Origin of the sequence: Terrihabitans soli (genome assembly GCF_014191545.1) — a bacterium.
Taxonomy (GTDB): domain Bacteria; phylum Pseudomonadota; class Alphaproteobacteria; order Rhizobiales; family Methylopilaceae; genus Flaviflagellibacter; species Flaviflagellibacter soli.
This window is the reverse complement of record NZ_AP023361.1, coordinates 1,109,648-1,135,285: the sequence shown is the minus strand read 5'-3', so window position 1 is coordinate 1,135,285 and position 25,638 is coordinate 1,109,648. Positions and strand designations below refer to the sequence as shown.

27 protein-coding genes are annotated in these 25,638 nt (G+C 61.8%); 8 read left to right on the top strand and 19 right to left on the bottom strand.

Translation table 11 applies throughout. The features are described from left to right. Positions 1 to 16: 16 nt before the first annotated feature. From IZ6_RS05925 to IZ6_RS05890, 8 genes are all read right to left on the bottom strand, one after another. The gene (locus IZ6_RS05925) at positions 17 to 220 is read right to left on the bottom strand and encodes a hypothetical protein (RefSeq protein WP_222877075.1); all 204 of its coding nucleotides are present in this window, start codon (positions 218 to 220) and stop codon (positions 17 to 19) included. A 112-nt stretch (positions 221 to 332) separates the two neighbouring features. After that, positions 333 to 1,106: an enoyl-CoA hydratase gene (locus IZ6_RS05920; protein ID WP_222877074.1), complete on the bottom strand. Its 774-nt coding sequence runs from the start codon at positions 1,104 to 1,106 to the stop codon at positions 333 to 335. Positions 1,107 to 1,138: 32 nt separating this feature from the next. Next, entirely contained in the window at positions 1,139 to 1,885 is a 747-nt protein-coding gene (locus IZ6_RS05915) for an SDR family NAD(P)-dependent oxidoreductase (RefSeq protein ID WP_222877073.1), read from the bottom strand. Then, positions 1,882 to 3,261: an MmgE/PrpD family protein gene (locus IZ6_RS05910; protein WP_222877072.1), complete on the bottom strand. Its 1,380-nt coding sequence runs from the start codon at positions 3,259 to 3,261 to the stop codon at positions 1,882 to 1,884. The genes IZ6_RS05915 and IZ6_RS05910 overlap by 4 nt, the downstream gene beginning before the upstream one ends. Continuing rightward, entirely contained in the window at positions 3,258 to 4,763 is a 1,506-nt protein-coding gene (locus IZ6_RS05905) for a tripartite tricarboxylate transporter permease (RefSeq protein ID WP_222877071.1), read from the bottom strand. The genes IZ6_RS05910 and IZ6_RS05905 overlap by 4 nt, the downstream gene beginning before the upstream one ends. A 7-nt stretch (positions 4,764 to 4,770) precedes the next feature. After that, positions 4,771 to 5,256, bottom strand: a complete 486-nt coding sequence (locus IZ6_RS05900) for a tripartite tricarboxylate transporter TctB family protein (protein WP_222877070.1) — start codon at positions 5,254 to 5,256, stop codon at positions 4,771 to 4,773. A 22-nt stretch (positions 5,257 to 5,278) separates the two neighbouring features. Continuing rightward, a complete protein-coding gene (locus IZ6_RS05895; RefSeq protein ID WP_222877069.1) occupies positions 5,279 to 6,253 on the bottom strand; it encodes a tripartite tricarboxylate transporter substrate binding protein in 975 nt (324 codons plus the stop codon). Between the two features lie 65 nt (positions 6,254 to 6,318). Continuing rightward, positions 6,319 to 7,020 (bottom strand): FCD domain-containing protein, encoded by a 702-nt coding sequence (locus IZ6_RS05890; protein WP_222877068.1) that lies wholly within the window; start codon positions 7,018 to 7,020, stop codon positions 6,319 to 6,321. 179 nt (positions 7,021 to 7,199) lie between these two features. Here IZ6_RS05890 and IZ6_RS05885 point away from each other — a divergent pair, with 179 nt between their 5' ends. Then, positions 7,200 to 8,549 carry an MmgE/PrpD family protein gene (locus tag IZ6_RS05885; protein WP_222877067.1) on the top strand — a complete coding sequence of 450 codons (1,350 nt, stop codon included), beginning with the start codon at positions 7,200 to 7,202 and terminating at the stop codon, positions 8,547 to 8,549. An 82-nt stretch (positions 8,550 to 8,631) separates the two neighbouring features. Here IZ6_RS05885 and IZ6_RS05880 read toward each other — a convergent pair whose 3' ends face one another. From IZ6_RS05880 to IZ6_RS05850, 7 genes are all read right to left on the bottom strand, one after another. After that, complete coding sequence (locus IZ6_RS05880) at positions 8,632 to 10,245, bottom strand: rhodanese-like domain-containing protein (RefSeq protein ID WP_222877066.1); 1,614 nt, start codon at positions 10,243 to 10,245, stop codon at positions 8,632 to 8,634. An 89-nt stretch (positions 10,246 to 10,334) separates the two neighbouring features. Then, positions 10,335 to 10,898, bottom strand: a complete 564-nt coding sequence (locus IZ6_RS05875; RefSeq protein WP_222877065.1) for an NAD(P)H-dependent oxidoreductase — start codon at positions 10,896 to 10,898, stop codon at positions 10,335 to 10,337. 42 nt (positions 10,899 to 10,940) lie between these two features. Beyond that, on the bottom strand, positions 10,941 to 11,711 hold the full coding sequence (locus IZ6_RS05870) for a glutaredoxin domain-containing protein (protein ID WP_222877064.1): 771 nt from the start codon (positions 11,709 to 11,711) through the stop codon (positions 10,941 to 10,943). A 14-nt stretch (positions 11,712 to 11,725) separates the two neighbouring features. Continuing rightward, positions 11,726 to 13,066, bottom strand: coding sequence for an LLM class flavin-dependent oxidoreductase (locus tag IZ6_RS05865; protein ID WP_222877063.1), 1,341 nt, complete (start codon positions 13,064 to 13,066; stop codon positions 11,726 to 11,728). Positions 13,067 to 13,077: 11 nt separating this feature from the next. Further along, complete coding sequence (locus IZ6_RS05860) at positions 13,078 to 14,430, bottom strand: LLM class flavin-dependent oxidoreductase (protein ID WP_222877062.1); 1,353 nt, start codon at positions 14,428 to 14,430, stop codon at positions 13,078 to 13,080. A 9-nt stretch (positions 14,431 to 14,439) separates the two neighbouring features. Continuing rightward, positions 14,440 to 15,192: an SDR family NAD(P)-dependent oxidoreductase gene (locus IZ6_RS05855; RefSeq protein ID WP_222877061.1), complete on the bottom strand. Its 753-nt coding sequence runs from the start codon at positions 15,190 to 15,192 to the stop codon at positions 14,440 to 14,442. Between the two features lie 93 nt (positions 15,193 to 15,285). Then, positions 15,286 to 16,278 (bottom strand): Bug family tripartite tricarboxylate transporter substrate binding protein, encoded by a 993-nt coding sequence (locus IZ6_RS05850; RefSeq protein ID WP_222877060.1) that lies wholly within the window; start codon positions 16,276 to 16,278, stop codon positions 15,286 to 15,288. Between the two features lie 91 nt (positions 16,279 to 16,369). On the opposite strand from IZ6_RS05850, the gene IZ6_RS05845 reads away from it, so the two are divergent. Beyond that, complete coding sequence (locus IZ6_RS05845) at positions 16,370 to 16,828, top strand: tripartite tricarboxylate transporter TctB family protein (protein ID WP_222877059.1); 459 nt, start codon at positions 16,370 to 16,372, stop codon at positions 16,826 to 16,828. Between the two features lies 1 nt (position 16,829). Then, positions 16,830 to 18,335 (top strand): tripartite tricarboxylate transporter permease, encoded by a 1,506-nt coding sequence (locus IZ6_RS05840; RefSeq protein WP_222877058.1) that lies wholly within the window; start codon positions 16,830 to 16,832, stop codon positions 18,333 to 18,335. A gap of 51 nt (positions 18,336 to 18,386) precedes the next feature. On the opposite strand, the gene IZ6_RS05835 is transcribed toward IZ6_RS05840, so the two are convergent. Then, on the bottom strand, positions 18,387 to 20,243 hold the full coding sequence (locus tag IZ6_RS05835; RefSeq protein ID WP_222877057.1) for a hypothetical protein: 1,857 nt from the start codon (positions 20,241 to 20,243) through the stop codon (positions 18,387 to 18,389). A gap of 177 nt (positions 20,244 to 20,420) precedes the next feature. Here IZ6_RS05835 and IZ6_RS05830 point away from each other — a divergent pair, with 177 nt between their 5' ends. From IZ6_RS05830 to IZ6_RS05810, 5 genes are read left to right on the top strand one after another with little or no spacing between them, the layout of a single operon-like run. Then, positions 20,421 to 21,428, top strand: a complete 1,008-nt coding sequence (locus tag IZ6_RS05830) for an ATP-grasp domain-containing protein (RefSeq protein ID WP_222877056.1) — start codon at positions 20,421 to 20,423, stop codon at positions 21,426 to 21,428. A gap of 11 nt (positions 21,429 to 21,439) precedes the next feature. Continuing rightward, positions 21,440 to 21,697: a PilZ domain-containing protein gene (locus IZ6_RS05825; protein WP_222877055.1), complete on the top strand. Its 258-nt coding sequence runs from the start codon at positions 21,440 to 21,442 to the stop codon at positions 21,695 to 21,697. A gap of 44 nt (positions 21,698 to 21,741) precedes the next feature. Beyond that, on the top strand, positions 21,742 to 22,149 hold the full coding sequence (locus IZ6_RS05820; RefSeq protein ID WP_222877054.1) for a YybH family protein: 408 nt from the start codon (positions 21,742 to 21,744) through the stop codon (positions 22,147 to 22,149). 42 nt (positions 22,150 to 22,191) lie between these two features. Continuing rightward, positions 22,192 to 23,058 carry a MurR/RpiR family transcriptional regulator gene (locus IZ6_RS05815; protein WP_222877053.1) on the top strand — a complete coding sequence of 289 codons (867 nt, stop codon included), beginning with the start codon at positions 22,192 to 22,194 and terminating at the stop codon, positions 23,056 to 23,058. A gap of 3 nt (positions 23,059 to 23,061) precedes the next feature. Then, complete coding sequence (locus IZ6_RS05810; RefSeq protein ID WP_222877052.1) at positions 23,062 to 23,211, top strand: hypothetical protein; 150 nt, start codon at positions 23,062 to 23,064, stop codon at positions 23,209 to 23,211. Here IZ6_RS05810 and IZ6_RS05805 read toward each other — a convergent pair whose 3' ends face one another. The 3 genes from IZ6_RS05805 to IZ6_RS05795 all read right to left on the bottom strand — a co-directional run bounded on the left by IZ6_RS05805 (position 23,212) and on the right by IZ6_RS05795 (position 25,627). Next, a complete protein-coding gene (locus IZ6_RS05805) occupies positions 23,212 to 24,162 on the bottom strand; it encodes a ring-cleaving dioxygenase (protein ID WP_222877051.1) in 951 nt (316 codons plus the stop codon). A gap of 80 nt (positions 24,163 to 24,242) precedes the next feature. Further along, positions 24,243 to 24,695, bottom strand: coding sequence for a cupin domain-containing protein (locus IZ6_RS05800; RefSeq protein ID WP_225874016.1), 453 nt, complete (start codon positions 24,693 to 24,695; stop codon positions 24,243 to 24,245). Between the two features lie 38 nt (positions 24,696 to 24,733). Further along, complete coding sequence (locus tag IZ6_RS05795) at positions 24,734 to 25,627, bottom strand: c-type cytochrome (RefSeq protein WP_222877050.1); 894 nt, start codon at positions 25,625 to 25,627, stop codon at positions 24,734 to 24,736. Positions 25,628 to 25,638 lie beyond the last annotated feature (11 nt).

Here is a 25,638-nt window from a genome sequence, read left to right as displayed (position 1 = left end):
GATCAGACCCGGTGGATCAGCGCGGCAGATTGCCGAAATCCATCTTGTCGAGGCCGAGGATCTTGAGATCCGTCTTGCTGGGCAGACGGTCCACCGAAATCGCCGCAGCGCAGCGGCGCGCCGCGCCCAGCCGCTCGAAGAAGCCGAGAATGCCGGCGAGAGGATCGAACGAACCGCCGGAAACGGCGGCGGGGGCGAAGGTTTTGGACGCGGTGGTCATCACGGTCTCCAGTTGAATCTGGAGCTATGTTTAGCGGGCCGCCGCAGCGCGAGGTATATAAGTAGCTGAATACTCGACCTGCGCCATGCGCAGACCACCTCACCAAAACCTTTCAGCGGCCCTTCCAAACCGGCGGACGGCGGGCCAGAAACGCCTCGACGCCTTCTCGAAAATCCTCGCTCTGATAACAACTTAGGTTGATTTCCCGGGCAAGGTCCGGATCGATGCCGGACCGAAGAGCGGCGAGCGCGCGCTTGGCGGCGCGCAGGGTCAGAGGGGCGTGGCCTGCGACTTTGCGTGCAAGATCGCGCGCGACTGAGGCCAGTTCGTCTGCCCTTACAATTTGATTCACCACGCCCCAGGCGGCCGCTTCTTCCGCGGAGATCAACCGTGCGGTGAAGATGAGATCCTTCACACGCGCCGGGCCGATCAGAGCTGTAAGGCGCGCATAGTTTTCGAGCGACAGCGTGTTGCCGAGCGTGCGGGCAATCGGAAAGCCGAATTTGAGATCGGAGGCCGCAATCCGCAGATCGCAGCAGGCGGCAATGGCCGCGCCGCCGCCCGTGCAGGCGCCGGCAAGCGCGGCGATGGTCGGCACCGCACATTCCTCGACAGCGCGCAGGACGCGGCCGATCCTCGCCTCATAGGCAAGCGAATCCTCCGGCGTCTGAAACTCACGGAACTTGGCGATGTCGGTTCCAGAGGCGAAGGCCTCGCCGCCGGCGCCGGTCAGCACGATGGCGCGCACGGATGTATCGCTTGCGGCACCGGAACAGATTTCGGCCAGGCGCTCATACATCTCGAACGTCATGGCGTTGCGCGCCCGCGGCCGGTTGAAGGTCACCGTCGCAATGCCGTCCTCGACGCTATGGAGGATATCGCCCATCTCTGCTCCTTACCCTTCGGAGCGCATCTGCATCAAGGCAGATAAATGCCGCCATTGACGTGCAGGGTCTGGCCGGTGATGTAACGGCCGGCGGGGCCCGCAAGATGGCGCACCATGTCCGCGACATCGTCCACACTGCCTTCCATGCCGAGCGGCGAGGAATGATGCGCGTGATGGGCGGGCTGAGCTACGCCGGTCTTGCGCCGGTCGGTCGAGATGCGGCCCGGGGCGACGAGATTTGCGGTGATGTGGCGCGGCGCAAGCTCGATCGCCAGCGCCTTGGTGAGACCGACAAGACCCGCCTTCGCCGTCACCACATGGGCGCGGTTAATGGCGCCGGTATGGGCGCTGAGGCCGCCGATATTGATGATGCGTCCGCCCTCGCCCATATGCCTGGACGCGGCGCGGGCGCACAGAAAGCTACCGTCGAGAACGCTGGCGAGAACCTCGCGCCATTCCTCGAACGAAATATCGGCGATGGGATTTTCCCGCCGCATGGCCGCGTTATTGACGAGAATGTCGACGCGGCCAAAGGCGCGCACCGCATCCGCAATAAGACCCGCCGCTTCTTCCGGAACGCTGACATCGGCCAGGACCGCAACTGCCTTGCCGCCCGCTTTGCGTATCTCTTCCGCAAGCGCCTCCGTCTCCTCGCGCGAGGAGCGCGCATTGACGACAACGCTCGCACCGTCTTCGGCAAGACCGAACGCAATCGTGCGCCCGATATTGCGTGCCGAGCCCGTGACGATGGCGACCTTGTCTTTCAACGGCTTTGTCATGACAGACGGAACCCGGTGAATTTCGACAGATCCCCGGCTTTGAACGTCTCCGCAACGGACTTCTTGAAGGTGACGGCCTGAGCCCCGCTGAGGCCGCCATAGAGCATATTGCCGGTGAACTTGCCTTCGAGTTCGCCGCGCGTCAGCGGATCGTGCGCGCCGCCCCGCATATTGTCGCGCCGCACTTCGCGCACCGAGCCGTCTTTCAGCGTGGCGCGCAGATGGCCGGTGAAGCGGTCCGGATAGGGATTGTTCGGATCGACCACATAGGAAACCTTGGCCGCAAGTTTCTGCGTTTTGGCATCCTTGGTGCGCTCATCGGTGAACGCGGCAAGACCGGCCGCGCCGTCGAGAATGCCGACGGCGACGCAATACGGCGTCGAGAATTTTCCGGCATACCCGTTCGGCACCGCCTGCTTTGAGGCCAGCGGCTCCCACAGGCGATGCACCGTCCCCTCGCCGACTTCGCAGACAATGCTCTCGATGTCGTCGGGTTTGACGCCGCTCTTTGCGAGTTCGATGGCGCAGTCGATATATGGCTGGGTCATCGTCCCGCAGGCATAGGGCTTGAACGCGATCCCGGTCATGACCCACTTCTCGCCGATGCCGCGCAGAAGCGAGTCAAAGTCCGGCGCGCGGCTCGGCGCGAAGCTATGGAAAAATCCGTGTTCGCCTTCGAGAACCGTCAGCGGTCCGACAAAGCCGTTCTTGGCCAACAGCGCAGCGCGAATGCCGGACTGCGCGGACCAGCCGGGATGCATGCGTTTCGTCCAGCTTCCGTCCTTCAGATATTCGATGATGCCGGACGACATCGAGCCGGCAACGCCGAGCGCGTGGACGAGCTGGTCGCGAGAAAGGCCGAGCGCCGCGCCGACACCCGCCGTCGCCGCCAGCGTGCCGAGCACGGCCGTCGGATGAAAGCCGGCTTTGTGGATCGCCTTGGGCGTCACAAGGCCGAGGCGGCAGAGAAACTCGATGCCGACCGCGACGCCGAGCAACGCGCGCTGCCCTGAAAGGCCAAAGCGCTCGCAGACGGCAAAGACCGCAGGAACAATGACCGCGCCCGAATGCACCGGGCCGCCTTCGAACGTGTCGTCGAAATCCTCGCCATGCGCCGCGGTGCCGTTGATCAGCGCCGCGCTGTACATGTCGAAGCGGTCCTTGTGGCCGAACGCCGTGCAGACGCCCGGCTCGCCGACCGCAACGGCGGCGCGGACATAATCGGTGTCGCGCGATGCGGCGCACAGACCGACAATGTCGAGCAGCAGCCGCTCGCTCATATCCCGCACATCGGCGGGAAGGCTTTTCTCGTCGGTGGCCGCGATCCAGTTGGCGATCTCCGTTGCGATACTCACTTTGCCTGCATGCGCATTCATGCTGCCGCTCCTGCCTTGACCTTGTTGCCGCGCCGTTCTCGAAATTCCCGGACCAGCGATCCGGCAAGGAACAGCGCCGAGAGAATGAAGAAGGCGACGGCAATCGGGTCTTCGAGGAAGATCGCGTTGTCGCCGCCGGAAATGACCAGCGAACGGCGGTAATTGGCTTCGATCATGTAACCGAGCACGAGGCTCAGAATGATCGGCAGCATGGGCATACCGAAGAAGCGCATGCCGAAACCGAGGATGCCGGCCGCGAGAACCAGGCCGAGATCGAAGGCGCTGTTGTTGATCGAATACGCACCCGAAAAGACCAGCGCCGCGATGAAGGCGAAGAGATAACGCTTCGGCCGGTTCACGAGCCAGATCGAGGCCGACAGAGTCATGTACGCCGCCGGGATCAGCGCAACGGACGCGACGAGAAGACCGGTGAAGAGGCCGTAGAGAAGCGTCGGGTCCTTGTTGAAGAGAACAGGTCCCGGAACGAGGCCGTGGATCAGAAATCCGCCGAGAAGAACCGACGTCGAATTCGAGGCCGGAATGCCGAAGCTGAGCAGCGGAATGAGACCGACGCCGGCATCGGCATTGTTGGCGCATTCGGGAGCAGCTACCCCTTCTTCCGAACCCTTGCCGAATTTCTCCGGCGTCTTCGAAAAGCGCCGCGCTTCGGAATAGGACATGAAGGAGGCGACCGTGCCGCCGGCGCCCGGCATGATGCCGCAGAACACGCCGATCACCGAGCCGATGAGGTTCGATTTCGCGGTGTCCTTCTGCACCTGCCAGCTTGGCCATTTCAGCCTCGTGACGTGGTCGGACACTGTCGACCAATCTGTTTTGGTGGCGATCTGTTCGAGGATTTCGCCAACCGCGAAGAGGCCCACCATCACGAGAATGATGGGCACACCGGTCAGAAGATCGGCATTGCCATAGGTGAAACGGCCGACGCCGGTGACGGGATCCGTGCCGATGGTTGCGATCATCAGGCCGATGAGCGCTGCGATGATGCCTTTGAAGATAGAGCCTTCCGACACCGAGACGATGACGCTGAGGCCCAGAATGCCGAGCGCAAAATAGGTCGTCGGCTTGAAGGCAAGTGCCAACTGGGAAAGCGGCGCGGTGAAGAGAATGACGCAGAAGATGCCGACGAAATTGCCGACGGAGCTTGCCTGCAGGGAGATGCCGAGCGCTTCGCCGGCCCTGCCCTGCTTCTTCATTTCATAGCCGTCGATCATCGTCGCGGCCGAGGCGTTGGTGCCGGGCGTTCGAATGAGGATCGCGGGAATCGAGCCGCCATATTCGGCGCCGACATAGGTCGAGGTCAAAAGCACGAGCGCCGGGATCGGGTCCATCGTGTAGGTGAACGGCAGCAAGAGCGCCATGGTGATCGCGGGCGAAATGCCGGGCAGCGCACCGCCGAAAATGCCCCAGACCATGCCGAGGATCGCCATCGGAACGATCAATGTCGTTCCGAGCATTTCAATACTTGTCAGGATCGCGTCCATGATGAATTCAAACCAAATCCGCCCAGATGCCGTGCGGCATCCGGACTCCAAGAAGAACGGCAAATAAAAGCCACAGAACAAAGGTGCCGCTGGCCGCCACGACCAGAAGGCGCAGGTTCAGGCGCTCGCCCTGGTACAGACAGAGCGCGAGGACCAGGAGCACGACCGACAGCAGATAGCCGGCGGACTCGAAGAAGAATACGAAGACTGCACAGATCGCCACCGTGCCGGCGGCCGAAATGAAGGCCGGGAGCGGCGTGTCGAAAACGCTCTCCGCCGGCGACGCGGGCGCCGCCGCTTCCCGGCCGATGGTGATGAGGCGCACACCGACAAACAGCGCCGAAACAACAGCCAGCGAATAACCGAGGATATGCGGGATACCCGCAGCTCCGACGCTATCGCCGATACCGCTTTCCGGAATGTCGCCGGCGGCGAACAGGTAAATGAGCGCGATGGAAAATCCCACCAGCCCACAGATGAGATCTCTATCCATCGCGCTCGTCCTCAGTCCGCCGTTACTTCTTCTTGGTGATGCCGACTTCCGTCAGGATCGCCTTCTGCTCGTCCGCGAATTTCGACGTGAAGGTCACGGCTTCGCTGTGCGGCATGAAAGCGGGCACAAGACCGGCCGCTTCATACTTCGCCTTGTATTCCGGATCGGCGAGCAGGCGCGGAATGGCTGCATCCCAGGCTTTCGCCGCTTCGGCCGACAGGCCCTTCGGGCTGGCAAGACCGCGGAACTTCTGGACGACGAGATCAACGCCGCCTTCCTTGGCCGTCGGCACGCCCACGAGCTGCGGGAGCGGCTTTTCGGACAGGACGGCGAGGACACGCACCTGCTTGCCTTCAAGCTGCGAACGCAGTTCCTGAAGTTCGCCGATGGCGATGTCGAGCGTGCCGTTCAGCACGTTGACCATGGTTTCACCGCCGCCTTCGGAGGTGACGATCGCGGCGTTGACGCCGGTCAGTTTCTTCAGCTTTTCGAGCGTGACGCGCTCAAGCGATCCGGGGTTCGCGGCACCCCAGGCGCTACGCTCGCTCTTGGCCTTGGCGACAACATCGGCCAGGGTTTTGAACGGCGCATCGGCGCGGGTGTAGATGACTTCCGGATCGTAGAAGACGTTTACGAGCGGCTCGAGCGCGGTGTAGTCCGCCGAGAGTTCGCTCATATGCGAGGTGTAGATGTAGGTCGGCGTCGTCGCGTAGAAGACGCTGCCGTCGGGCTTCTGCTTGGCCATGTGAGCCATGGCTTTGGCGCCCGAACCGCCGGTTACGTTTTCGACAACGAAATCGGCGTCGATGATCTTTTTCAGATATCCCGTCATGTCGCGGAGGAAGACGTCGCTTCCGCCGCCGGCGCTGGAATGTGTGACCAGCGTGACGACTTTGTGGGGATAGGCAATCTTGTCCTGAGCATTGGCAGAGCCGACCGCAACGAGCGCGGCAGCGGCCAGACCTGCGCAAAGCAGGCTTCTCTTACTCACCAGCATGTGTTCCTCCACTAATTGTTGTTACGTCTTTTTCTGGAACCTTGCCGGTTTCTTGTTGTCAGGCCTTATTCGGCCTTCTTGTTTGATGTGATCAGCCGCTCGCGCGCGTTCATGACATGCGCGTAGTGGGCTTCGTAGGAGCGCATCTCATCGCCCGAGGCGATGGCTTCGACCATTGTCGCGTGCTCGGCATTCGATATCCGCGCATTCTCGACATGGTCGCCAAGAATGAGATTTTTGGCGCGGAACAGATGCAGTTCCTTGATCAGGCCGTAATAGTTCGCGGCAAGCCGTTCATTACCGGCCGCTTCCATGATGGCGCTGTGGAGATCGAGATTGAGACGGTAATAGAGATCGCTCTCGCGCTTATCGATCGCGGTGTCCATATCGTGGACAAGGCCGCGCAGGCGCACGATCTCTTCCTTGCGGCGGCGCACGGCGGCAAGCCGGCCCGCCATGCTGAACAGAGCGGCACGCACCTCGTAGGCGGCCCTCGCCTGCTCTAGGCTCACCTGCCGGACAAACACGCCGCGATTGGGAATGAACTCAACCAGCCCCGCTTCGACGAGTGCGCGGAACGCTTCGCGCACCGGGCCGCGGCTGACCTGGAATTTCTCGGCAAAGTAATTCTCGTTGAGGCGCTCCCCCATGGGCATGCCGCCCTGAAGGATCATCTTTTCGATCTCCGTGCGGAGCGCCATCGCAAGAGACCGCACGCCGAAGGGCTGGTTCTTGGATGGCAGATCGCTCGTCTGCAGAGGTTTCATGATCTCGACCTTATTCTCGGTGGTGGGATTGTCAATCGTTGACAACGCGAATTGATTGAACCGTTGAACCTAAAGGGAATTTCGCCAGAACGCGTAGTTTGAGCCCAAAAATTGTTGACAATATCTGCCCCGGCGGCGGATAGGTAACCGAGACCTAACCGGCAGGAGACGAGAAAGCCATGGCCAGACGACAGGATGTGACGCGAGCCCTTGCCGAGTGGATTGTCGGCTGCGAGCCGGCCCACATCCCTGCTTCCGTTCAGGATCAGGGCGTGCGCAGTTTCGTCAACTGGATCGGCTGCGCCGTCGGCGGCGCCAGCCATGAAACGGTGGACCGGGCGCTCGACGGCATCACGCAGTTCTCCGGCCCGGCCAAAGCGACCGTGCTCGGCCGCACCGAGCGCCTCGACGTGCTGCACGCCGCCCTCCTCAATGGAATCAGCTCGCATGTTCTCGATTATGACGACACGCATCTGAAAACGATCATCCATCCTGCGGGCCCTGTGGCTTCGGCGGCTTTGGCCGTCGCCGAACTGAAGAACCTTTCCGGCGCCGACCTCCTGCACGCGATGATCATCGGCATCGAAGTCGAATGCCGCATCGGCAATTCGGTCTATCCCGAGCATTACGATGTCGGCTGGCACATTACCGGCACGACCGGCGTGTTCGGTGCGGCGGCGGCGGTCAGCAAGCTCCTGAAGCTCGATGTGCAGAAGACGGTCTGGGCGCTGTCGCTCGCCGCCACGCAGTCGTCGAACCTGCGCGAAATGTTCGGCACGATGACCAAGAGCTTCCATCCGGGCCGCGCGGCGCAGAATGGCGCAACGGCCGCCTTCATGGCCCAGGCGGGCTTTGACTCGGCGGAAGCCGGCATCGAAGGACGCCGCGGCTTTGCCGCCATCCTCTCGACCAAACAGGATTACGGCGAGATTCTCGATACGCTCGGCAAGAGCTGGGAAGCCGAACTCAACAGCTACAAGCCCTTTGCCTGCGGCATCGTCATTCATCCGGCAATCGACGCCGGCATCCAGATCCACGACGAACACAAGATCAAGCCGGAAGACGTCGAGACCATCGAGCTTCTCGCGCATCCCTTCGTGCTGGAACTCACCGGCAAGACCGAACCGAAGACGGGCCTTGAATCGAAATTCTCGATCTTCCACTCGGCCGCCTATGCGCTGGCGCGCGGCGACGGCTCGCCGACCGCCTTCACCGATGAAGCGGCGACCGATCCCCAAATCGTTGCCCTGCGCAAGCGCGTCAAGGTCACGACAGACAAGTCCGTGCATGAGGACGAAGTGACCTACACCGTCAAAACCAAAGACGGAAAGACGATCAAAAAATATATCGAGCATGCGATCGGCAGCGTTCACAAGCCGCTGTCGAACGAGCAGCTCAATGTGAAGTTCACCAAACAGTCTTCGCTCGTTATCGGCGAAGCGCGCACGAAAGCGCTTCTCGACCTGGCGTGGAAGATCAAGGACGTTGCGAAGGCGTCCGACCTCGCTGCGGCGAGCCTTCCGAAGTAAGTCCGAGGCGACCCACCTCGCCTCAAACGAAGGGCCGGTCCGCCAGGCGGGCCGGCCCTTTTGTTTGTCGGCCTTATGCCGCTCAGTGGGCGGCGCCGGCGGGAACCTTGATCTTGTAATAGGCGGTGCCGTCTTCTTCGATCTGCCGCGGCAGATCGAGCTCCCAATTGAGATAGGCACGCGAGGCCGCCGCATTGCCGAAATGGCGATCCCAGTTCCAGGTCAGGAAATCGATACGCTCGGCATCCGGAAGAGCTGACGGCGTGGTATCCGGCGGCAGGCCCGCCGCCTTCCAGGCGGCAACGCCGCCCGCAACGATCGCCGCGTCGAACCCCGCTTCGCGCAGATCGGATGCCGCAAGCGCCGATACCCCCTCTTCGTCGCCGATGACCAGAACGCGCGCGCCGGGCACAAGATCGCCGACCGCCGACAGAAGCCGCGGACGAATGCTCCACACCGCGCCCGACGGGCGTTCCTTGCGATAGGCATCGCTCGACGTCACCGAGATGAGGCGGCCTTTGTCGCCGAGCCAGGCGCGCGCCTCTTTCGGCGCGATCTCTTGAACATCCGGCTGCCAGATTTTGCGCGTTTCGTCTTCGCCGGAGACGATCTTCTGCCCGTCCAGCGCCTTGTCGAGCACATGCACGTCCCAGCCGAGCTGTTTCAGCCAATGGGCGGTGACAGTCGCACGCACGCCGTCATCGTCGACGAGGACGACGCGGGCACGGTGCACGGGGATGAAAGTGTCGGTCGCCTGCAGGAGCTGCGCGCCGGGAACATGCGTTGCGCCGGCAAGATGGCCCTTCGCATATTCACCCTTCGTGCGGACATCGATCACATAGGTCGTGCGCGCCGCGTCCTTCCGCCATTTGGCCAGCTCGTCATGCGCGATGCGGCCGACGCCATGCTGTGCGGCCAGCGCATCCGCCCAGCCCTTCGCGGTCTTGCGTCCGGCATCCGTCGGCGATGTCGAGAAGCGTTCGCCGGTCTCGACGTCAAGCTTGGCCAGGCGCCAGCCCTGCGTGCCGCCTTTCAGCACGCGCACTTTGTTCGGAATGCCGGCATTGATCAGGCTCTGCGCGCCCATAATGCCGCGCGTGCGGCCGGCGCAGGAGACGACAACGAGTTTGTCCGGCGACGGCACGAGATCGGCAACGCGATGCACGAGTTCGGCGCCCGGAACGCTGATCGCACCCGGCACATGAAAGCGCGCGAATTCTTCTTCGGTGCGGCTGTCGAGGACGACGAAATCCGCTTTCTCATCGATCAGTTTTTTGAGGTCTTCGGCCTCGATCGGCGGCGTGTGATAAGCGTGCTCGACGACTTCGGCAAAGGCCTTGCTCGGCACATAGACACCCTCAAAAAGTTTGAGGCCCGCCGTCTTCCAGGCCTCGATGCCGCCGGCAACGATGTGAAGATTGGAATAGCCGAGCGCCGTAAGCCGCGCAGCGGCGATGGCAGGAAGATTATTGTCCGCACCGATCAGAACCGTGCGCGTGTTCTTGTGCGGTACGAAGCGCTCGATATCGAGTTCGAGACGGCTGTAGGGAAGATTGGCCGCCAGCAGCGGATGACCCCAGCCGAACTCCCCCTCCTCGCGCACATCGAAGAACGCGATCTCTTTGCCGTCGGCAAGCCAGTCGCGGACGGTCTTCGCGTCAACGGTTGCAGTCGGGTTCTTTACAATCACGTTCATGGTCCTGTCCTGCGATGTGGCCGGCGAGCATTGGAGCGGATCGTCGACAATATTAGGGTCCTGGCAATCGAGAGAAAAGGCTTAGACGCTCAAGCCGCCGCTTCGGTGCGCGCACCGGAACGGAACGGCCGCAAAGCATCGACGCCTTCCCGCACCAATTGATCGAACCGCGCTTTGAGAACCGCATCGGTGATCTCTCCGTCGGAAAAATCCTTCTCGGTGAGGAAAATGCCGGTGCCCAGAACCTGCGCCTGGAAAAAGCCAAACAGCGGACGCAGCTGATGTTCGATCACCAGCGCATGGCGATCGCTGCCGCCGGTCGCCAGCAGCGCAACCGGCGTGCCGATCAGCGAGCGATAGTCGATGAAATCGATGAAGTGCTTGAAGAGCCCGGTATAGGAACCCTTGTAGACCGGCGATCCGACGACCAGAAGATCGGCTTGTTCGACGGCTTTCAGCGCGGCTTCCACCGCGGGCGGCGCACCGGCCCGCGAACGGATTTCACCAAGGCCCCACAGATCCGAAATATCCAGCACGCGCGCCTCGCCGCCGCTTTCGCGCGCAATGCGCTCGGCGGTCGAGACGACGAGGGACAGGGTGCGCGAAGGACTCGCGAGATTGCCGCTGATGCCGACGATTTGAGGTTTTGACACTTTGTTCTCCTGTATTCCGGATATGACGCGGCGCATTCGCCTTTACGCCCAGATGCGCTTCGGCAAAGGCAGGCCCTCATAGAGTTCCGGCGCGATCGTGAATTCCGATCCGAACCGCCCGACCGAAATGATGTCGAGCTGGCGGGCATGCTGCGTGCAATGCCAGGTGCCGCGTTCGATCACCTGTATCGACGGCTGCTTGCCGTAATAGGTTTCGAGTTCGGCCGGGATCTTGTTCTCGCCGCGGCGGCGCCAGGCTTTCCATTCGGCATTACGCGCGGCGAGATGCGCCTGGATGTCAGCCTTCGTCACGATCGACGGATCGACAAAAGCGTGCACCGGCTTGATCTCGATGAGGCCGTTCTCAAGCTGTTCGACGAAAGCGTGCGCGATCTGTCCGATATGGACGAACAGATCCTTCACCGAGCGCTTCCGGTTCGGGATGACGTCTTTCGCGAGTTCCTCTTCCGAAAACTTTTCGAGGAGCTGCGGCACTTTCTCGAGGATCGTGTCCCAACGCTCGAGAAGCTGCGCCGGCGTCAGCGCCGCCTTGCGGCGCGCAACGCCGAGAAGGTTTGCGACATCGTTGAGATTCTGCGAGTAGACGTAACGGTCTTTCAGCCGCACCGCGGGAATGCTGCGGAGGCCCGAATTCAAGACTTCCTGAAACCCGGCTTCGTCTTCGAGGACATTGACGGATTCGAATTCGAGGCCGAGTTCCTCGACATATTCCTTGGTCTTCAGGCAGCTTGAACAGCCCGGCTTCCAATAGACGGAAATGTCGGGACGGGTTTCGTTAGCGGCAAGCGACATAAAATTCTCCTGGTTCAAGCGGATTTGCGCTGGGCTTCGGAATAGAGGCTTTTCGGCCGGTCGAGCCCGAAATGGCTGCGCAGTGTGTTGCCTTCATAGTCTTCGCGGAACAGGCCGCGCTTGCGGAGGATCGGCACGACCTCCGAAATGAACACTTCGATGCCGCCGGGCAGATAAGGCGGCATGATATTGAAGCCGTCGGCGGCGCCGTTCTCGAACCAGGACTGGATCTTGTCGGCGATCTGTTCGGGCGTACCGGCAAAAACGAAATGACCGCGTGCACCGGCGAGCTTGTGCATCAGCTGACGGATGGTCGGCTTTTCGCGGTCGATGATGCCGACGATCAGCTTGAAGCGCGTGATCTCGGTGAGATCGCCTTCGGTCGGGATGAGATGGCGCGGCACCGGCCCATCGAGATCGTAGCCCGAGAGATCGACACCGATGCGCCGCCGCAGATGCGTCAGCGAATATTCGAGCTGGGTGAGATCGTTGAACTCGTCGAGAAGATCGTTCGCCTCTTTCTCTGTCGAGCCGATATAGGGGCTGATCCCCGGCAGGATGCGCACCTGCGAGGGATCGCGGCCATTGGCGGCGGCGCGCTTTTTGATGTCGCCGTAGAATTCCTGCGCGCTTTCGATCGTCTGATGCGCGGTGAAAATCGCTTCGGCATGAAGGGCGGCAAAGGCGCGTCCATCCGGCGAGGAGCCCGCCTGCACATAAACGGGCCGCCCTTGAGGTGAGCGCGGCAGGTTCAGCGGCCCCCGGATGCGGAAGTTCTCGCCGATATGATTGATCTCGTGGATCTTCTCATCGTCGGCGAAAATGCCGGACGGCACGTCGTTGACGACCGCCTCATCCTCCCAGCTGTCCCAGAGCCGCGTCACAACATCGAGAAACTCATGCGCCCGCGCATAGCGGTCGGCGTGAACCGGATGCGAGTCCTTGCTGTAATTCTGCGCCGCATAATCGATGCTGGTCGTAACGATGTTCCAGCCGATACGGCCTTTGCTCAAATGATCGAGCGAGGAAAAGAGGCGTGCCAGATTGAACGGATCGAAATAGGTTGTCGAGGCTGTGCCGATAAAGCCGATCTTCTCGGTGACGGCGGCGAGCGCCGCCATCCAGGTGATCGGCTCAAGCCGGAAACGGCTCGCCCAGCGGATATTGTCCGGCAGAGCGAGCGCATCGGCAAAGAACAGTGCATCGAATTTTGCGGCTTCCGCCTTCTTCGCAAGGTCCTGATAGAAGGAGATGTCGAGCACGCGTTCGGGCTCGCTCCCTTCATAGCGCCATCCCGCCTCGTGATGGCCATTGGGATAGACGAAGAGATTGAGGCTGAGCTGACGCTTCGACATAGGTTTTCCGTTTACGCGGTGAGCTTTGCGGGAGGGTTTGTGCCGAAATACTGGCTTTCGGGCCGCGCGAGACCGTAATGCTCGCGCAGGGTCGAGCCTTCATATGCGGTGCGAAACAGGCCGCGCTTCTGCAGGATCGGCACGACTTCCTGGATGAAAGTTTCGAGCAGAAGCGGCAGAACCGGCGGCATGACATTGAAGCCGTCGGCAGCGCCCGTCTTGAACCAGTCCTCGATCGTATCGGCGATCTGTTCGGGCGTGCCGGCAATGGTGAAATGACCGCGCGCACCGGCAAGGCTGTGCAGCAACTGACGCAAAGTCGGCTTGTCGCGCTTGACGATGGAGAGGATCACCCCTGCCCTCGACTGCGCGCCCTGCACCGTGCTCGGCTCAGGGAAATCGTCGACCGAGAGTTTTGCATCGAGGCTGAGATGCGAGAAATCATGGCCGCCGAAACGGTTCGACAGGCGCTGCAGCCCGACGCTCGGATGCGTCGCTTCATGAAGCTCCTGTTCAAGACGTTTGGCTTCGGCTTCCGTTGAGCCGATGGTCGCGCTGATGCCGGGCAGGATCAGGATTTCATCTCTGCTGCGGCCAAAGCCTGCCGCCTGCCCCTTGATATCGGCATAGAAATCGACGGCGGTTTTCTTTTCGAGATGGGCGGTAAAAACCGCTTCCGCATAGCGCGCCGCAAAGCGCCGCCCGGTTTCCGAAGAACCTGCCTGAATATAGACCGGCCGCCCTTGCGGCGAACGCGGCAGGTTGAGCGGACCCGCAACGCCGTGATGCTTGCCGCGATGACGGATCGGCGTGATCCGGCTCTCATCGGCGAAGACGCCGCTGTCCGGATCGTCGATGACGGCATCGTCCGCCCAGCTGTCCCAGAGCTTGGACACGATATCGAGGAATTCATGGGCGCGCTCGTAACGCTCCGCATGTTCGACCTGCGTATCGTCGCCATAGTTCGGCGCAGCGCCCTGCACCCAGGAGGTCACGATGTTCCAGCCGGCGCGGCCGTTGCTGATATGGTCGAGCGAGGCAAACTGCCGGGCGAGATTGTAGGGCTCGGTATAGGTCGTCGACGCGGTGCCGATCAGTCCGATCTTGTCCGTGACGGTTGCGACCGCGGACAAAGTCGTGATCGGCTCAAGGCCCGAGCGCGCGACATGGCCGATACCGTCGGCGATGGCGAGCGCGTCAGCCAGAAAGATCGAGTCGAACAGACCCTTTTCCGCGATCTGCGCGAGCTGCTGATAGTAGCGGATATCTGTCAGCGGCAGACGCGTTGCGCCCGGATGCCGCCACGACGCTTCATGATGCCCGCGACCGTGGATGAAAAGATTGAGATGAAGGCTGCGCGCCATGATGGGCTCCTAGATGAAGTACATGCCGCCGTTGACGTGAACGGTCTGGCCGGTCACGAAACCCGACACGGTCAGGGAGCGGACGATTTCGGCGACGTCTTCCGGGAAACCTTCCTGGGTCACGATCGGCTCTGCATTGTTCGGGAAGGCGCCGCCTTTGCCCGAAGTCGCAGAACGCGGTCCGCCAATTTTGCCGGGCACGACGAGATTGGCGGTGACGCCATGCTGCGCATATTCGACCGCAATCGCTTTGGTGAAGCCGATCAGGGACGCCTTTGCGGTCGCGACGTGAACGCGATCGAATACGCCGCTATGGCCGGCGACGCCGCCGATGGCGATGACGCGTCCCCATTTTGCTTTGACGAGATGCGGAATCGCTGCGCGCGTGACCAGGAACGCACCTTCGGTGACGACCGAGTTCACGGCACGCCAATCCTCGAGCGTGATCTTCTCGAATGCCGTCTCGTTGCGGATCGCCGCATTGTTGACGACGATGTGCAGGCCGCCTTGCGACTTCACGATCCCGTCGATAAGGCCCTGAACGGACTTTTCGTCCGTGATGTCGGCCAGCGCGGTCGATGCCTTGCCGCCGAGATCGCGGATTTCCTTGGCTACCGCTTCGATTTCAGCCGATGAGGATTTTGCATGGATGACGACATGCGCGCCTTCCTTCGCCAGCTCGATGGCGCTGGCGCGGCCGATACGGCGCGCCGATCCGGTGATGAGCGCGACTTTTCCGTCAAGACGTCCGGAGAGAGCCATCAGAGCGTCCCCCGGTAAAAAACTGCGATGTTCATGATGTGAAACTTCCTTGGAAAATGAAAAAGGGCGGCCGTACGGGCCGCCCTTTGAGCATCAGTCGAGCTTGATATTGGCGGCCTTGATGACTTCGCCATACTTCTTGAAGCTATCGAGCACCGTCTTGTCGCCTTCTTCCGGCGAAGACGCCACGACGACGAAGCCCTGACCTTCGAGGAAGTTCTTCACTTCCGGAGCGTTCAGCGCTTTGACGAAGTCCTTGTTGATGCGCTCGACGAGCGGGCGCGGCGTTCCGGCCGGGACATGGAAGCCCTGCCAGCTTTCGTTCACGACATCGACGCCGGCTTCCTGGAAGGTGGGCACGTCCGGCAGAGCCGTGGAGCGCTTGGCCGTCGAGACGGCGATCGGCACGAGACGGCCGGCGCGGACGTGTTCGGTGACGGCGGCGAGCGTAATGATCAGGCCGTCGAGATGGCCGCCGAGAATATCGGTCACGGCCGGGGCGCCGCCCTTATAGGGAGCGTAGGTGTAGCTGGTATCGGTTTTCTGACCGAGCAGAAGATGCGTCAGGTGATGGGCGCTGCCATTGCCGGGCGTGCCGATATTCAGCTGGCCAGGCTTGGAGCGCGCAAGCTTCAGATATTCGTCGAGGGTCTTTACGCCGAGATCCGGGCGCACAACGAGGATCGACGGATTGGCGACGGCCTTCGTCACCGTCGAGAGATCCTTGATCGGATCGTATTTCAGCTCAGCGCCGAAAAAGATCGCGTTGAGCGGGACCTTGTCGCCGCCGACCGCAATCGTCAGACCGTCGGGCTTCGAATGGGCGACCTGCTCGAGGCCGATATTGCCGCTGCCGCCGCCGACATTCTCGATCACCGGGTCTTTGCCCCAGATCTTGCCGAGCTCACGGCCGACCGTGCGGGCGAGCGCGTCAGAGCTCGCGCCGGCCGAGGCCGTGACGATGATCTTCACATTGTCCTGCGGGTACTTCGAGACATCGACACTCTGCGCGAACGCCGAGAGCGGCGCCGTTGCAATCGCCGCGCTCATCAGGAGGGGCGCTACTACTTTAAATACGTTAGACATTTGTGTATCTCCAAATTCCACGAGCGATAATAGTTTGACTTTTTTGTTTGTCTATCGGAATTGTAGATTATTCGTTTTGGGGACACACCAAATGACCGCTTACCGCTCTTTCGCGACCGCCGCCTTCGCGCTCGGCTTCGCCGCTATCCTTCTGTATTTCGGGAGAAATCTTCCGCTCGGCACCGGCGCGCGCATGGGCCCGGGCTTTATTCCTTATGTCGCAGCCTGGGGGCTGATCCTGCTCGGCATCGGCATCGCCATACGCGGCGGGTTCGAATTGCGGGACGCTTTGAAGGCAGACGACGCGGTGCCCTTCCACTGGCGCGGCGCCGCCAGCATCGGCGCGGGCATTATCGCTTTTGCGCTTCTCGTCCAGCCGATCGGGCTTCTGGCCAGCGCCACAGTGACGGTTTTCGTCACCTCGCTCGCTCAGCCGGGCTCGGGCGTTTCGGAACGCGTGGTGCTCGCAAGCTTCCTTGCCGCCTTCTCCGGTCTCGTATTTACGCTGGCGCTCGGTCTGCCGATTCCGGTTCTGCCGCCGGTGCTGTGAGATGGACCTTCTTGCAAACTTAAGTCTCGGTTTCGACGTCGCGCTGACCTGGCAGAATCTTCTGTACTGCCTGATCGGCGTTTTGCTCGGCACGCTGGTCGGCGTGCTGCCCGGCATTGGACCTGCAACGACGATCGCGGTTCTTCTGCCGCTGACCTTCGATCTGCCCGCCGTCGGCTCGCTGATCATGCTCGCCGGCATTTATTACGGCGCGCAATATGGCGGCTCGACCACCGCGATCCTCGTGAACATGCCGGGCGAAACCTCCGGCATCATCACCGCGATCGACGGGCACCAGATGGCAAAGCAAGGCCGTGCCGGCACGGCGTTGTCGATCGCGGCGATCGGCTCGCTCTTTGCCGGCACCGTCTCGACGGTGTTTATCGCAGCGACCGCCCAACCTCTGTCCAATCTCGGCCTGATGTTCGGCCCGGCGGAGAACGTCGCGCTGTTCACGCTGGCACTTGTCGCCGTCATCATCATGGGCCGCGGCTCGGTGCTGAATTCGCTGGTGATGATCATGATCGGACTGTCGCTCGGCCTGATCGGCACCGATGTCGAAACCTCGAAATCGCGCTTCACGTTCGGCATCAGCGAATTGCAGGACGGAATCGATTTCATCCCGCTGGCCATGGGCCTGTTCGGCATCGCGGAGATTCTCCGCACGCTCGAACTACCAGGCGATCCGGATCTCATCGGCAAGAAGATTCAAGGCCTCTGGCCGAAGCTCGAAGAACTCAAGCAGTCCACCCTGCCCATCATCCGCGGCACGGTGGTCGGCATTCTCATGGGCATTCTGCCCGGCGGCGGCACCCTCCTCGGCGCCTTCTCGTCCTACATGCTGGAAAAGCGCATCTCGAAAACGCCGGAGCGTTTCGGCAAGGGCGCGATTGAAGGGCTAGCGGCGCCTGAAAGCGCCAATAACGCGGCCGCGCAAGCCTCGTTCATTCCGATGCTGACGCTCGGAATGCCGTCCGGTGCCGTCACCGCTTTGATGATCGGCGCGCTGACGATCCACGGCATCGCGCCCGGTCCGCAGGTCGTAACGCAGCGCCCCGAACTCTTCTGGGGCATTGTCTGCTCGATGTGGATCGGCAATGCGATGCTGCTGATCATCAACCTGCCGCTGATCGGGCTGTGGGTGTCTATCCTGCGCATCCCCTATCGCCGTCTTGTACCGGCGATCATCCTGTTCTGCTGCATCGGCGCCTATAGCGTGAACAATCAGGCCTTCGATGTCGGCGTGCTCGTGGTCTCGGGCCTGTTCGGCTATGTGCTGACGCGGCTCGACTGCGAACCGACGCCGCTTTTGCTCAGCTTCATCATCAGCCCGATGCTGGAAGAGAATTTCCGCCGCGCGATCTTGTTGTCGCACGGCGATTACTCGACCTTCATCCACAAGCCGATCAGCCTGACGCTGCTTCTGCTCTCGGTGGGTCTGTTGCTCGCCGTGCTTTTGCCGACGATCCGCAAGAAGCGGGACACGATCTTCGTCGAGTCGAACTGACAAACAAAAAGGCCGGCGCAAGCGCTGGCCTTTTTAATCTCCGCCTTCAGATCAATGGGCGGCCGAAGCCAGCCATTTCTGCATATCGCCCTTCAGCTGGGCGTCGGCCTCGTGGAAATAATATTCCGAGACGATGGCCGGCGTTTTGATCTTGTCGTTGATGCCGTCATTGATCGACATATGAACGCCGTCGCGGCCCGACATCTGATGGCACTGGGCGCAGGAGACGGTGTTGAAGCGCAGCGCATGCACATCCATGCGCTTGGGATCTCGGAAGGTCGTGACCGTCAGCGCATCGAGCGTTTTCTGCAGTTCGGCCTTGCGGGCGCCATCCGACTTTTCGATCTCGGCGCGCAGAAGATCGGTGTCGAACACCGATGAATAATAGCCGTAATCGATACCCTGACGGATGGTCTTGAGCGGCGTCAGCTCCTGGGTTTTGTTATCGCGCTCGATATTGCCGAAAATCCAGGTGCCGGTCAGCGTCGAGGAAAACGAGATCGAGTGCACCGGGCGCGCTTTGGTGAATTCCTGGATGAGATCGCGTACCGCAGCATCGCCATTGCCGCTCTCGCGCGCCTTGGTCACCTCGTCGAGCCGCTTTAGGAAATAGGCCTGCTGCTCGCCACGCGTCTTTTCATCGGCAAGACGATCGGCGGTGTCCCATTTCAGATGCAGGAACAGGTTCTCGTAGACATGCGCCGGATCGCGCGGATTGATCAGCTGGAAGACAAAGCGGATCTGCGGGACAATGCGCTCGCCCGCCCAGTCCTTGTCGAGATGCGGCTCCTGCGGCTTCAGCGTCATGCCGACGAGCCGGAAGTGATCCATATTCGTGACGTCCTCGACGACGTTCTTGATCTTTTCGAGCTTCAGACCCGAGGTGTAGGCATTGTTTCCGGTGACGTCCGCAAGGCGCAGCACGTCATGGCCCGGCTCCTTCGACGCGTCATAGCCGGGGAACGGATTGCCGTTGAGGTAGGCGACCACTTTGCCGAACTCGTCGGGCTTCAGAAGCCTCGATAGCGGATAGTCGCCCTGCAGTTTCGCATCCGCCTGCACCACGGTCTGACTCGGCAGTTTGAACGCATCGAGATCGGTCTGCGGACGCGGCGTGTTCACGCCGTAATCGAAGGAGTGGCCGTCCGGATAATACCAGAGCGAATTCTTTTCGAGATCGCGCAGGTCGAACAAAGTGCGCTCATAGCCGCGCTGCTCGATCATCGGCCAGTTGACGGAGAGCTTGGCTTCAAACCGCCAGAGCTGGTCCTGCGGAAAATCGGCGAAGGTCATCGCCTCGCGATGCTTCCACATGAACTCCATCGGATCGAAATTCGGATCGGGATCGTGCGCGACATGTCGGCCGCACTGCGCATCGGGACGGAGCTTGGTGTAGTGCTCGAGACGCACGACGACGCGCGTATAGCCCTCTTCACGTTCCTTCTTGAACATGTCGTCGGGATATTCGGTGATGTGGCGCAGAAGATATGCACTGTCGACCTTGCAGCCTTCGGGCGTCGTCAGCGAGGAACGGTGATCGATATGGCGCGCTTTGTCGTCGAACAGGGCCGGAATCAGCTGGCCGTAACTCGCCTGATTGCCCTTCTGGTACATCGGATAGAGCGGCTCGGTGGCGCCGAGGCCTGAATCGATGAACTCATAATTGTAGCCGGGCATCGGAGCGCGCAGCAGACTCTCGAAATAGGTCGCAACGTCGTAGACCGAGCCCGGGCGCAGCGAGGATGTGTTGCTCTCGAGGATCTTGACCCGGTTGAGGTTATAGACCGTCTCGGTGATGAAGCGGCTGTTGACCTCGCCGTCCGCATAGACCGCCGCCAGCGCTCCCCCGACGGCAAGCGTCGAGACGGCGGCAAGGGCTATGATTTTGAAACGGCGGGTAAATTTCATCGCTTGTCCCTGAGGGGGAGCCTTTGGACGCCCCGATTTGGGTCGAAACCTAATGGGACCCGTCAGAGCGCGCAACTTGGGCCGGGATGTGGCCGCCCGGGGGACGAACACAAAGACGTCACCGTTTCTTAACCGTCGCGGCGAAGGATCACACGCGCAGCAGGAAGCCGCGATCCCATGCAATTCGACCCCACCGATCCGTCAGGCCTGTCCCGCGGCTATATGCCGGCGGGCGAACGCATCACCGCGGCGCTGACCACGGGTCCGGATAACGGGGTCTATGAGAAAAATCTCATCATCGTTCACACGCCCGGCGCACAGGACATCGAGGACTTTGTCGAGGTGAAGCGCCGGATTTCCGAGCGCGCCCCCGAGATCGAAGTCTTCCTCGTGACCAATGACGCGCCGCAATCCTCGACGCGCAAGAAGGCGGCGCTACGGCCCACTCTGGTGTTCTCGCCCTATTACCTCAAAAGCTTCCAGCCGGCGCGCGGGAAGATCTATGCAGGCCAGACCCTCTCCAAGCTGCGCCAGGTGCGCATGCTGGAGGAGGCGAATATCCCCGTGCCGCACGCCGTCTTCCTGCAGGAGGACACGCGGCTCGATCGCGCGAAATGGGGCGAATACGTCATCCTGAAACCGAATACCGGCTCGCGCGGACGCGGCGTTCTCCTGACGCGGTTCGACGATCTGTTCGACAGCGCCCGCCGCCTCGGCTGGCCGGACACCCCTTACCTCGCCCAGACCTTTGTCGATACCGGCCCCTACCCGACCGAATATCGCGCGCTGACCGTGTTCGGCGAGCCGGTCTATTGCAACATGATCCGCTCCGAAGAACAGCGCCCCGATCTTGCGGCCGAACTGCCGATGGACGGCCGCATCGCTTCAAATTCCGGTCCGCGCCGCTCGACACCCTGCCACGACGAAGACGTGCTGGATCTTGCCCGCCGCACCTTCCGCGCGTTTCCGGACGTGCCCGTTCAGGGCATGGATATCATCCGCGATGTCCATACCGGCCAACTCTATGTGCTGGAGGTCAATCCGGGCGGTGCGACATGGCACCTCTCCTCAAGCCTCGGAAAACGACTTCAGGAGAGAAACGGCTACTCTTATTATGAGCAATTCGACGCCCTGTCGGTCGTCGCCGATCAGCTGATCGCCGCGACACGGCGCGAAGCGCTCTAGAGGTTGGACGAATGGACCCCGCAGACAACAAACGCAGATCGCCGCGCATGCGGACCATGAAAGGCGCGAGCGTCATCCTGCCCGGGTCCGCCTCTGCCTTTTCCTGCGTGATGCGCAATCTGTCCGAACACGGCGCGCTCGTCGAACTGCCCTCGACCATCGGCATTCCGGGCGCCGTCATCCTGCAGACCCAGGACGGCACGCTGAACCGCCATTGCCGCGTTGTGTGGCGTACCGAAGTGCGACTCGGGCTAGAGTTTACCGATTAAAGACGGCCCGCCCGGCCGCCGCCCATCTGAATGGGGGGCACGATATGAAGAGTGCGGTCCTGGATTGGCTTTTCGCCTGGCAGCAGGCGATCAACACGCGCGACTACGACGGCGGCGCGCTTTTATTCGACGAAGACGTCATCGCCTTCGGCACCTATAGCGACGCGATGCGCGGGCGCTCCAACCTCGTCGACCGGCAATGGCGCGAGATGTGGCCCTACATCAGCAATTTCCGCTTCGCCTTTGAAGAGATGACGGTTCTCGGCACCGAGGATGCCCTGACCGTCGTCATCTGCCCCTGGACCTCGCGCGGCCTTGCGCCCGACGGATCGAGCTTTCCGCGGGCCGGGCGCTGCACCATTGCCCTGAAGCATTCCGGTGACGCTTTGCTCGCCGTTCATACCCACTTTTCCATGTCCAAAGGTTCTGTGGCCCGCGTCCAAGCCGCCTGAAACATATGTTGCAAAACTGTATCATGGGCGCTAGATCGCGGTATGGCCGATAGTTTCTCAAGCCTCGTCGATCGTATCCGCGCCCGCTTCGTGGACCTCTCTCCGCAGCAGCGCGTGGCGGCGGCCTTTGTGCTGAAACGGCCCGAGGAAGTCGCCATCGTCTCGATGCGCACGCTCGCCGCCAATGCCGGCGTCCAGCCCGTCACCTTTGTGCGCCTTGCGCGCACACTCGGCTTTTCGGCCTGGGACGATTTCAAAGAGCCCTTCGTCGAGCGGATGCGCGGCGCGCCGAGCTTCTATTCGGACCGCGCCAAGAAACTCGGCTCGGCACAGCCGGGCGAGCTTCATCTCAGCCATATCAAGACGCTTGAGGCGACACAGGCGCTGAACGATGCCGCCTCCTTCACCCAAGCCGCGGTCGCGATGGAAAAAGCCAAGACGGTTTTCGTCGCCGGCTTCCGCGCCTGTTTCGGACCGGCTCAGGCCTTCAACTATGTCTACCGGCTGTTCCGCCCGGATGTCGTTCTTCTGTCCGGCATGGGCGGCACGCTGGAAGCGGAGCTGCGCGCCGTCGAAGAAGGCGATGCGGTGTGCATTATCGGCTTCCGCCCCTATTCGCGCGAAAGCGTCATCGTCGCCGAACATGCGGCGCGGCGCGGCGCAACCCTGATTGCGATTACCGATAGTCCGCTCGCGCCGTTTGCGCGCGAGGCAAAAATTGCTCTGACCTTCTCGACGGAAGGACCTAGTCTCTTTCCCTCCCTTGTTTCGGCCTGGGCGATTGCCGAACATCTGCTCGACACGCTCGTCGCGCGCGGCGGCGAAGACGCACTCGAGCGCCTGAAATCGGCGGAAGCCCAATTGCAGGCGCTCGGCGTGTTCGTGCCGGGTTACGGCCCCGAGGAATAGACGATGATCCAGCGGCTCGTGTTTCTCGGCTTCGTGCTGTTCCTCGTCGACTGGATCTTCTTCGACGGGGCGATCATCGTCTTCCGTGCCTACGATCTCTTGCAGCTCATCGCCGCCTATCTCGCAGGTCTCCTCGAGCCGGCCGTTGCCTGATCAGAGCGGCTTCAGGCCCGCTTCGATCTCGGCACGGCGAGGTTCGAGGAAAGGCGGCAGAGCAAGGCTCTCGCCCAAAGTCTCCAGCGGCTCATCCGCCGTGAAGCCCGGCCCGTCCGTCGCCAGCTCGAACAGAATGCCGTTCGGCTCCCGGAAGTAGAACGAGCGGAAATAATAACGCTCGACCTCACCCGAATTCGGCAGACGCGTCGGCTGGATGCGTTCGGCCCAGGCCGTCAGCGCCGCTTTGTCCGGCACGCGGAAAGCAACGTGATGCACACCGCCCGCGCCATAACGCGTCGGCGGAAGATCAGGCTGAACCGCAACATGCAGCTCCGCCGCAGCGCCGCCCTGACCCATTGAGAAGACATGCACCGTATGCGCCGGATTATCCGGATGGGCGTATGTACCGGATTTGCGCATGTTCATGACTTCGGTCAGAACCTGTTCCGTCTTGTCGATGACGGGCACGCTCATGACGATCGGGCCGAGGCCGCGGATCTGGTGTTTGGCCGGAACCGTGCTCTTGTCCCACGGGTGAGATTCGCCTTCCCCGCCATCGTCAACGATCGCGAGGCGCTGATTTTCGGCATCCGAGAACCAGAGAGCCTTGCGGCCCGCTTGCTCGACTTCCTTCACCTCGACGCCAGCATCCGTCAGCCGCTGTTTCCAGAAGGCGAGCGTCTCCGCACCCGCAACGCGCAGCGAGGTGCGCGAGATCGAATGCGTACCGTGATGCTCGGGCGCCGCCGGAAAATCGAAGAAGGTCAGGTCAGATCCCGGCGTCGCGGCGCCGTCACCGTAAAACAGGTGATAGGAGGTGACGTCGTCCTGATTGACGGTCTTCTTCACGAGCCGCATGCCGAGCGTGCCGGTGTAGAAGCTGAGATTCTGTTTGGCCTTGGCGGTAACGGCGCTGAGATGATGAATGCCGCCGAGTTCGAGTGTCATTGCAGTGGTTCCTCACCGGTTCCATTCCGGTTCCGCTCACATGTGGAGCAGACACAAAGCCCGCGCTAGAGACACCGATGTTACTGCTTGAGCAGCGTATTGCTCTCGCCCGGCGGCGCCTGATCGATGACAAGCAGTTTCACGGTCTCCGAGCCGACCGTCTCGCCGTAATGCCAGGCATCGAGAATCTCGATGATGAAATCGCCCGGCCCGTAGCTGAAGCTTTTCGTGTCGTCGCCGGTCGAGACCTTCAGATGGCCGGCAAGGACATAGGCGTAGCGCGGGTATGGATGCTTGTGCACGGGAAGCCTGGCGCCCGGCGGGATTTCATAGGTCAGCACCGTCACTTCCGCATTGCCCTGCGGCAGAGCGATGTCCTGGCCGAGCGCCGTCTGCGTTCCCGAGAAGATCTTTTTGACGATGGGTTTGGCAGGTCCCGCCGGCGACGGCACTGCAGGCGTGACCGCGCCGTCGGCGAACGCCGCAGCGGGCGCAAATGTCAGGACGGCTATGCAAAGAGCGCGGATCATCATCGCGCGCACTGTAGGGAGATTCGCGTGCCGCCGATGCGCTACGGATCGATTGGCTTCAGGCTTTTCAGATAAAGCGAGATGGCCTTGCGGTCGCTTTCAGCAAGCTGTGAGGTGTTTTTGATCACTTGTCCCATTTCGCCGCCGACGACATCGCCTTCCGGCGTCGTGCCGTCCGCCAGGAAAAGCGCGATGTCCTCTTCGGTCCACTCTTCGAGCCCGTCTTTGCCGGGCGTGAGATTCGGCACCTTGTCGCCGTTCGGCATCGTGCCGCCGGCATTGCGCTTGGCTTCGACGACAGCACCGGTGAACGAGCGCGGCGAATGGCACTCGCCGCAATGGCCGAACGCCTCGACGAGATAACGCCCGCGTTCCGCCGTCTCACCCGTTGCAGGCTCGATCGGCGCACCGTTGAGATAGAGCAGCTTCCAGAGGCCCATGCCGCGGCGCACCGGCCAAAGCTCGAACGGAAACTGATGCGCTTCCGGGACATTAGCGCTCGGCTTTAAAGTGCGGATAAAGGCGAAGAGATCGCGGATATCGGCCGGCGCTGCGTGCTGATAGGTCGTGTAGGGAAAGGCCGGATAGTAATGCTCGCCGGCGGGCGATGTGCCCCTCAAGAGCGCGGTTGCGAATTGCTCTTCCGTCCAGCTGCCAATGCCCTTGTCCGGATCGGGCGAGATGTTGGGAGCCGTAAACGTGCCGACCGGGCTTTCGAGCTTGAGCCCTCCCCCGAGAAGGAGCCTGTCGTCCTGACCGGGCACCGCATGGCAGGAGGCGCAGCCGCCGGCGAAAAAGACGGTCTTGCCGTTCGCGAGATCGGGCGTGCCGCCCGGAACCTGCGACGGCGCGGCGCGCTCGGGCTGCGTCAGGATGTAAAAGGCCGGCGCCCCGATCAGGCCAAGGATCAGAACCGTCAGGATAAATTTCCGCATCGGACCCCTTC

Excerpts from the sequence above, each read along its gene's own strand:
- IZ6_RS05850 (WP_222877060.1), bottom strand. The coding sequence starts at position 16,278 with ATGTCTAACGTATTTAAAGTAGTAGCGCCCCTCCTGATGAGCGCGGCG.
- IZ6_RS05870 (WP_222877064.1), bottom strand. The coding sequence starts at position 11,711 with ATGTCGCTTGCCGCTAACGAAACCCGTCCCGACATTTCCGTCTATTGG.
- IZ6_RS05800 (WP_225874016.1), bottom strand. The coding sequence starts at position 24,695 with ATGATGATCCGCGCTCTTTGCATAGCCGTCCTGACATTTGCGCCCGCT.
- IZ6_RS05795 (WP_222877050.1), bottom strand. The coding sequence starts at position 25,627 with ATGCGGAAATTTATCCTGACGGTTCTGATCCTTGGCCTGATCGGGGCG.
- IZ6_RS05915 (WP_222877073.1), bottom strand. The coding sequence starts at position 1,885 with ATGACAAAGCCGTTGAAAGACAAGGTCGCCATCGTCACGGGCTCGGCA.
- IZ6_RS05920 (WP_222877074.1), bottom strand. The coding sequence starts at position 1,106 with ATGGGCGATATCCTCCATAGCGTCGAGGACGGCATTGCGACGGTGACC.
- IZ6_RS05925 (WP_222877075.1), bottom strand. The coding sequence starts at position 220 with ATGACCACCGCGTCCAAAACCTTCGCCCCCGCCGCCGTTTCCGGCGGT.
- IZ6_RS05860 (WP_222877062.1), bottom strand. The coding sequence starts at position 14,430 with ATGGCGCGCAGCCTTCATCTCAATCTTTTCATCCACGGTCGCGGGCAT.
- IZ6_RS05820 (WP_222877054.1), top strand. The coding sequence starts at position 21,742 with ATGAAGAGTGCGGTCCTGGATTGGCTTTTCGCCTGGCAGCAGGCGATC.
- IZ6_RS05885 (WP_222877067.1), top strand. The coding sequence starts at position 7,200 with ATGGCCAGACGACAGGATGTGACGCGAGCCCTTGCCGAGTGGATTGTC.
- IZ6_RS05910 (WP_222877072.1), bottom strand. The coding sequence starts at position 3,261 with ATGAATGCGCATGCAGGCAAAGTGAGTATCGCAACGGAGATCGCCAAC.
- IZ6_RS05815 (WP_222877053.1), top strand. The coding sequence starts at position 22,192 with ATGGCCGATAGTTTCTCAAGCCTCGTCGATCGTATCCGCGCCCGCTTC.
- IZ6_RS05895 (WP_222877069.1), bottom strand. The coding sequence starts at position 6,253 with ATGCTGGTGAGTAAGAGAAGCCTGCTTTGCGCAGGTCTGGCCGCTGCC.
- IZ6_RS05855 (WP_222877061.1), bottom strand. The coding sequence starts at position 15,192 with ATGGCTCTCTCCGGACGTCTTGACGGAAAAGTCGCGCTCATCACCGGA.
- IZ6_RS05900 (WP_222877070.1), bottom strand. The coding sequence starts at position 5,256 with ATGGATAGAGATCTCATCTGTGGGCTGGTGGGATTTTCCATCGCGCTC.
- IZ6_RS05865 (WP_222877063.1), bottom strand. The coding sequence starts at position 13,066 with ATGTCGAAGCGTCAGCTCAGCCTCAATCTCTTCGTCTATCCCAATGGC.
- IZ6_RS05835 (WP_222877057.1), bottom strand. The coding sequence starts at position 20,243 with ATGAAATTTACCCGCCGTTTCAAAATCATAGCCCTTGCCGCCGTCTCG.
- IZ6_RS05880 (WP_222877066.1), bottom strand. The coding sequence starts at position 10,245 with ATGAACGTGATTGTAAAGAACCCGACTGCAACCGTTGACGCGAAGACC.
- IZ6_RS05890 (WP_222877068.1), bottom strand. The coding sequence starts at position 7,020 with ATGAAACCTCTGCAGACGAGCGATCTGCCATCCAAGAACCAGCCCTTC.
- IZ6_RS05905 (WP_222877071.1), bottom strand. The coding sequence starts at position 4,763 with ATGGACGCGATCCTGACAAGTATTGAAATGCTCGGAACGACATTGATC.
- IZ6_RS05845 (WP_222877059.1), top strand. The coding sequence starts at position 16,370 with ATGACCGCTTACCGCTCTTTCGCGACCGCCGCCTTCGCGCTCGGCTTC.
- IZ6_RS05825 (WP_222877055.1), top strand. The coding sequence starts at position 21,440 with ATGGACCCCGCAGACAACAAACGCAGATCGCCGCGCATGCGGACCATG.
- IZ6_RS05840 (WP_222877058.1), top strand. The coding sequence starts at position 16,830 with ATGGACCTTCTTGCAAACTTAAGTCTCGGTTTCGACGTCGCGCTGACC.
- IZ6_RS05805 (WP_222877051.1), bottom strand. The coding sequence starts at position 24,162 with ATGACACTCGAACTCGGCGGCATTCATCATCTCAGCGCCGTTACCGCC.
- IZ6_RS05830 (WP_222877056.1), top strand. The coding sequence starts at position 20,421 with ATGCAATTCGACCCCACCGATCCGTCAGGCCTGTCCCGCGGCTATATG.
- IZ6_RS05810 (WP_222877052.1), top strand. The coding sequence starts at position 23,062 with ATGATCCAGCGGCTCGTGTTTCTCGGCTTCGTGCTGTTCCTCGTCGAC.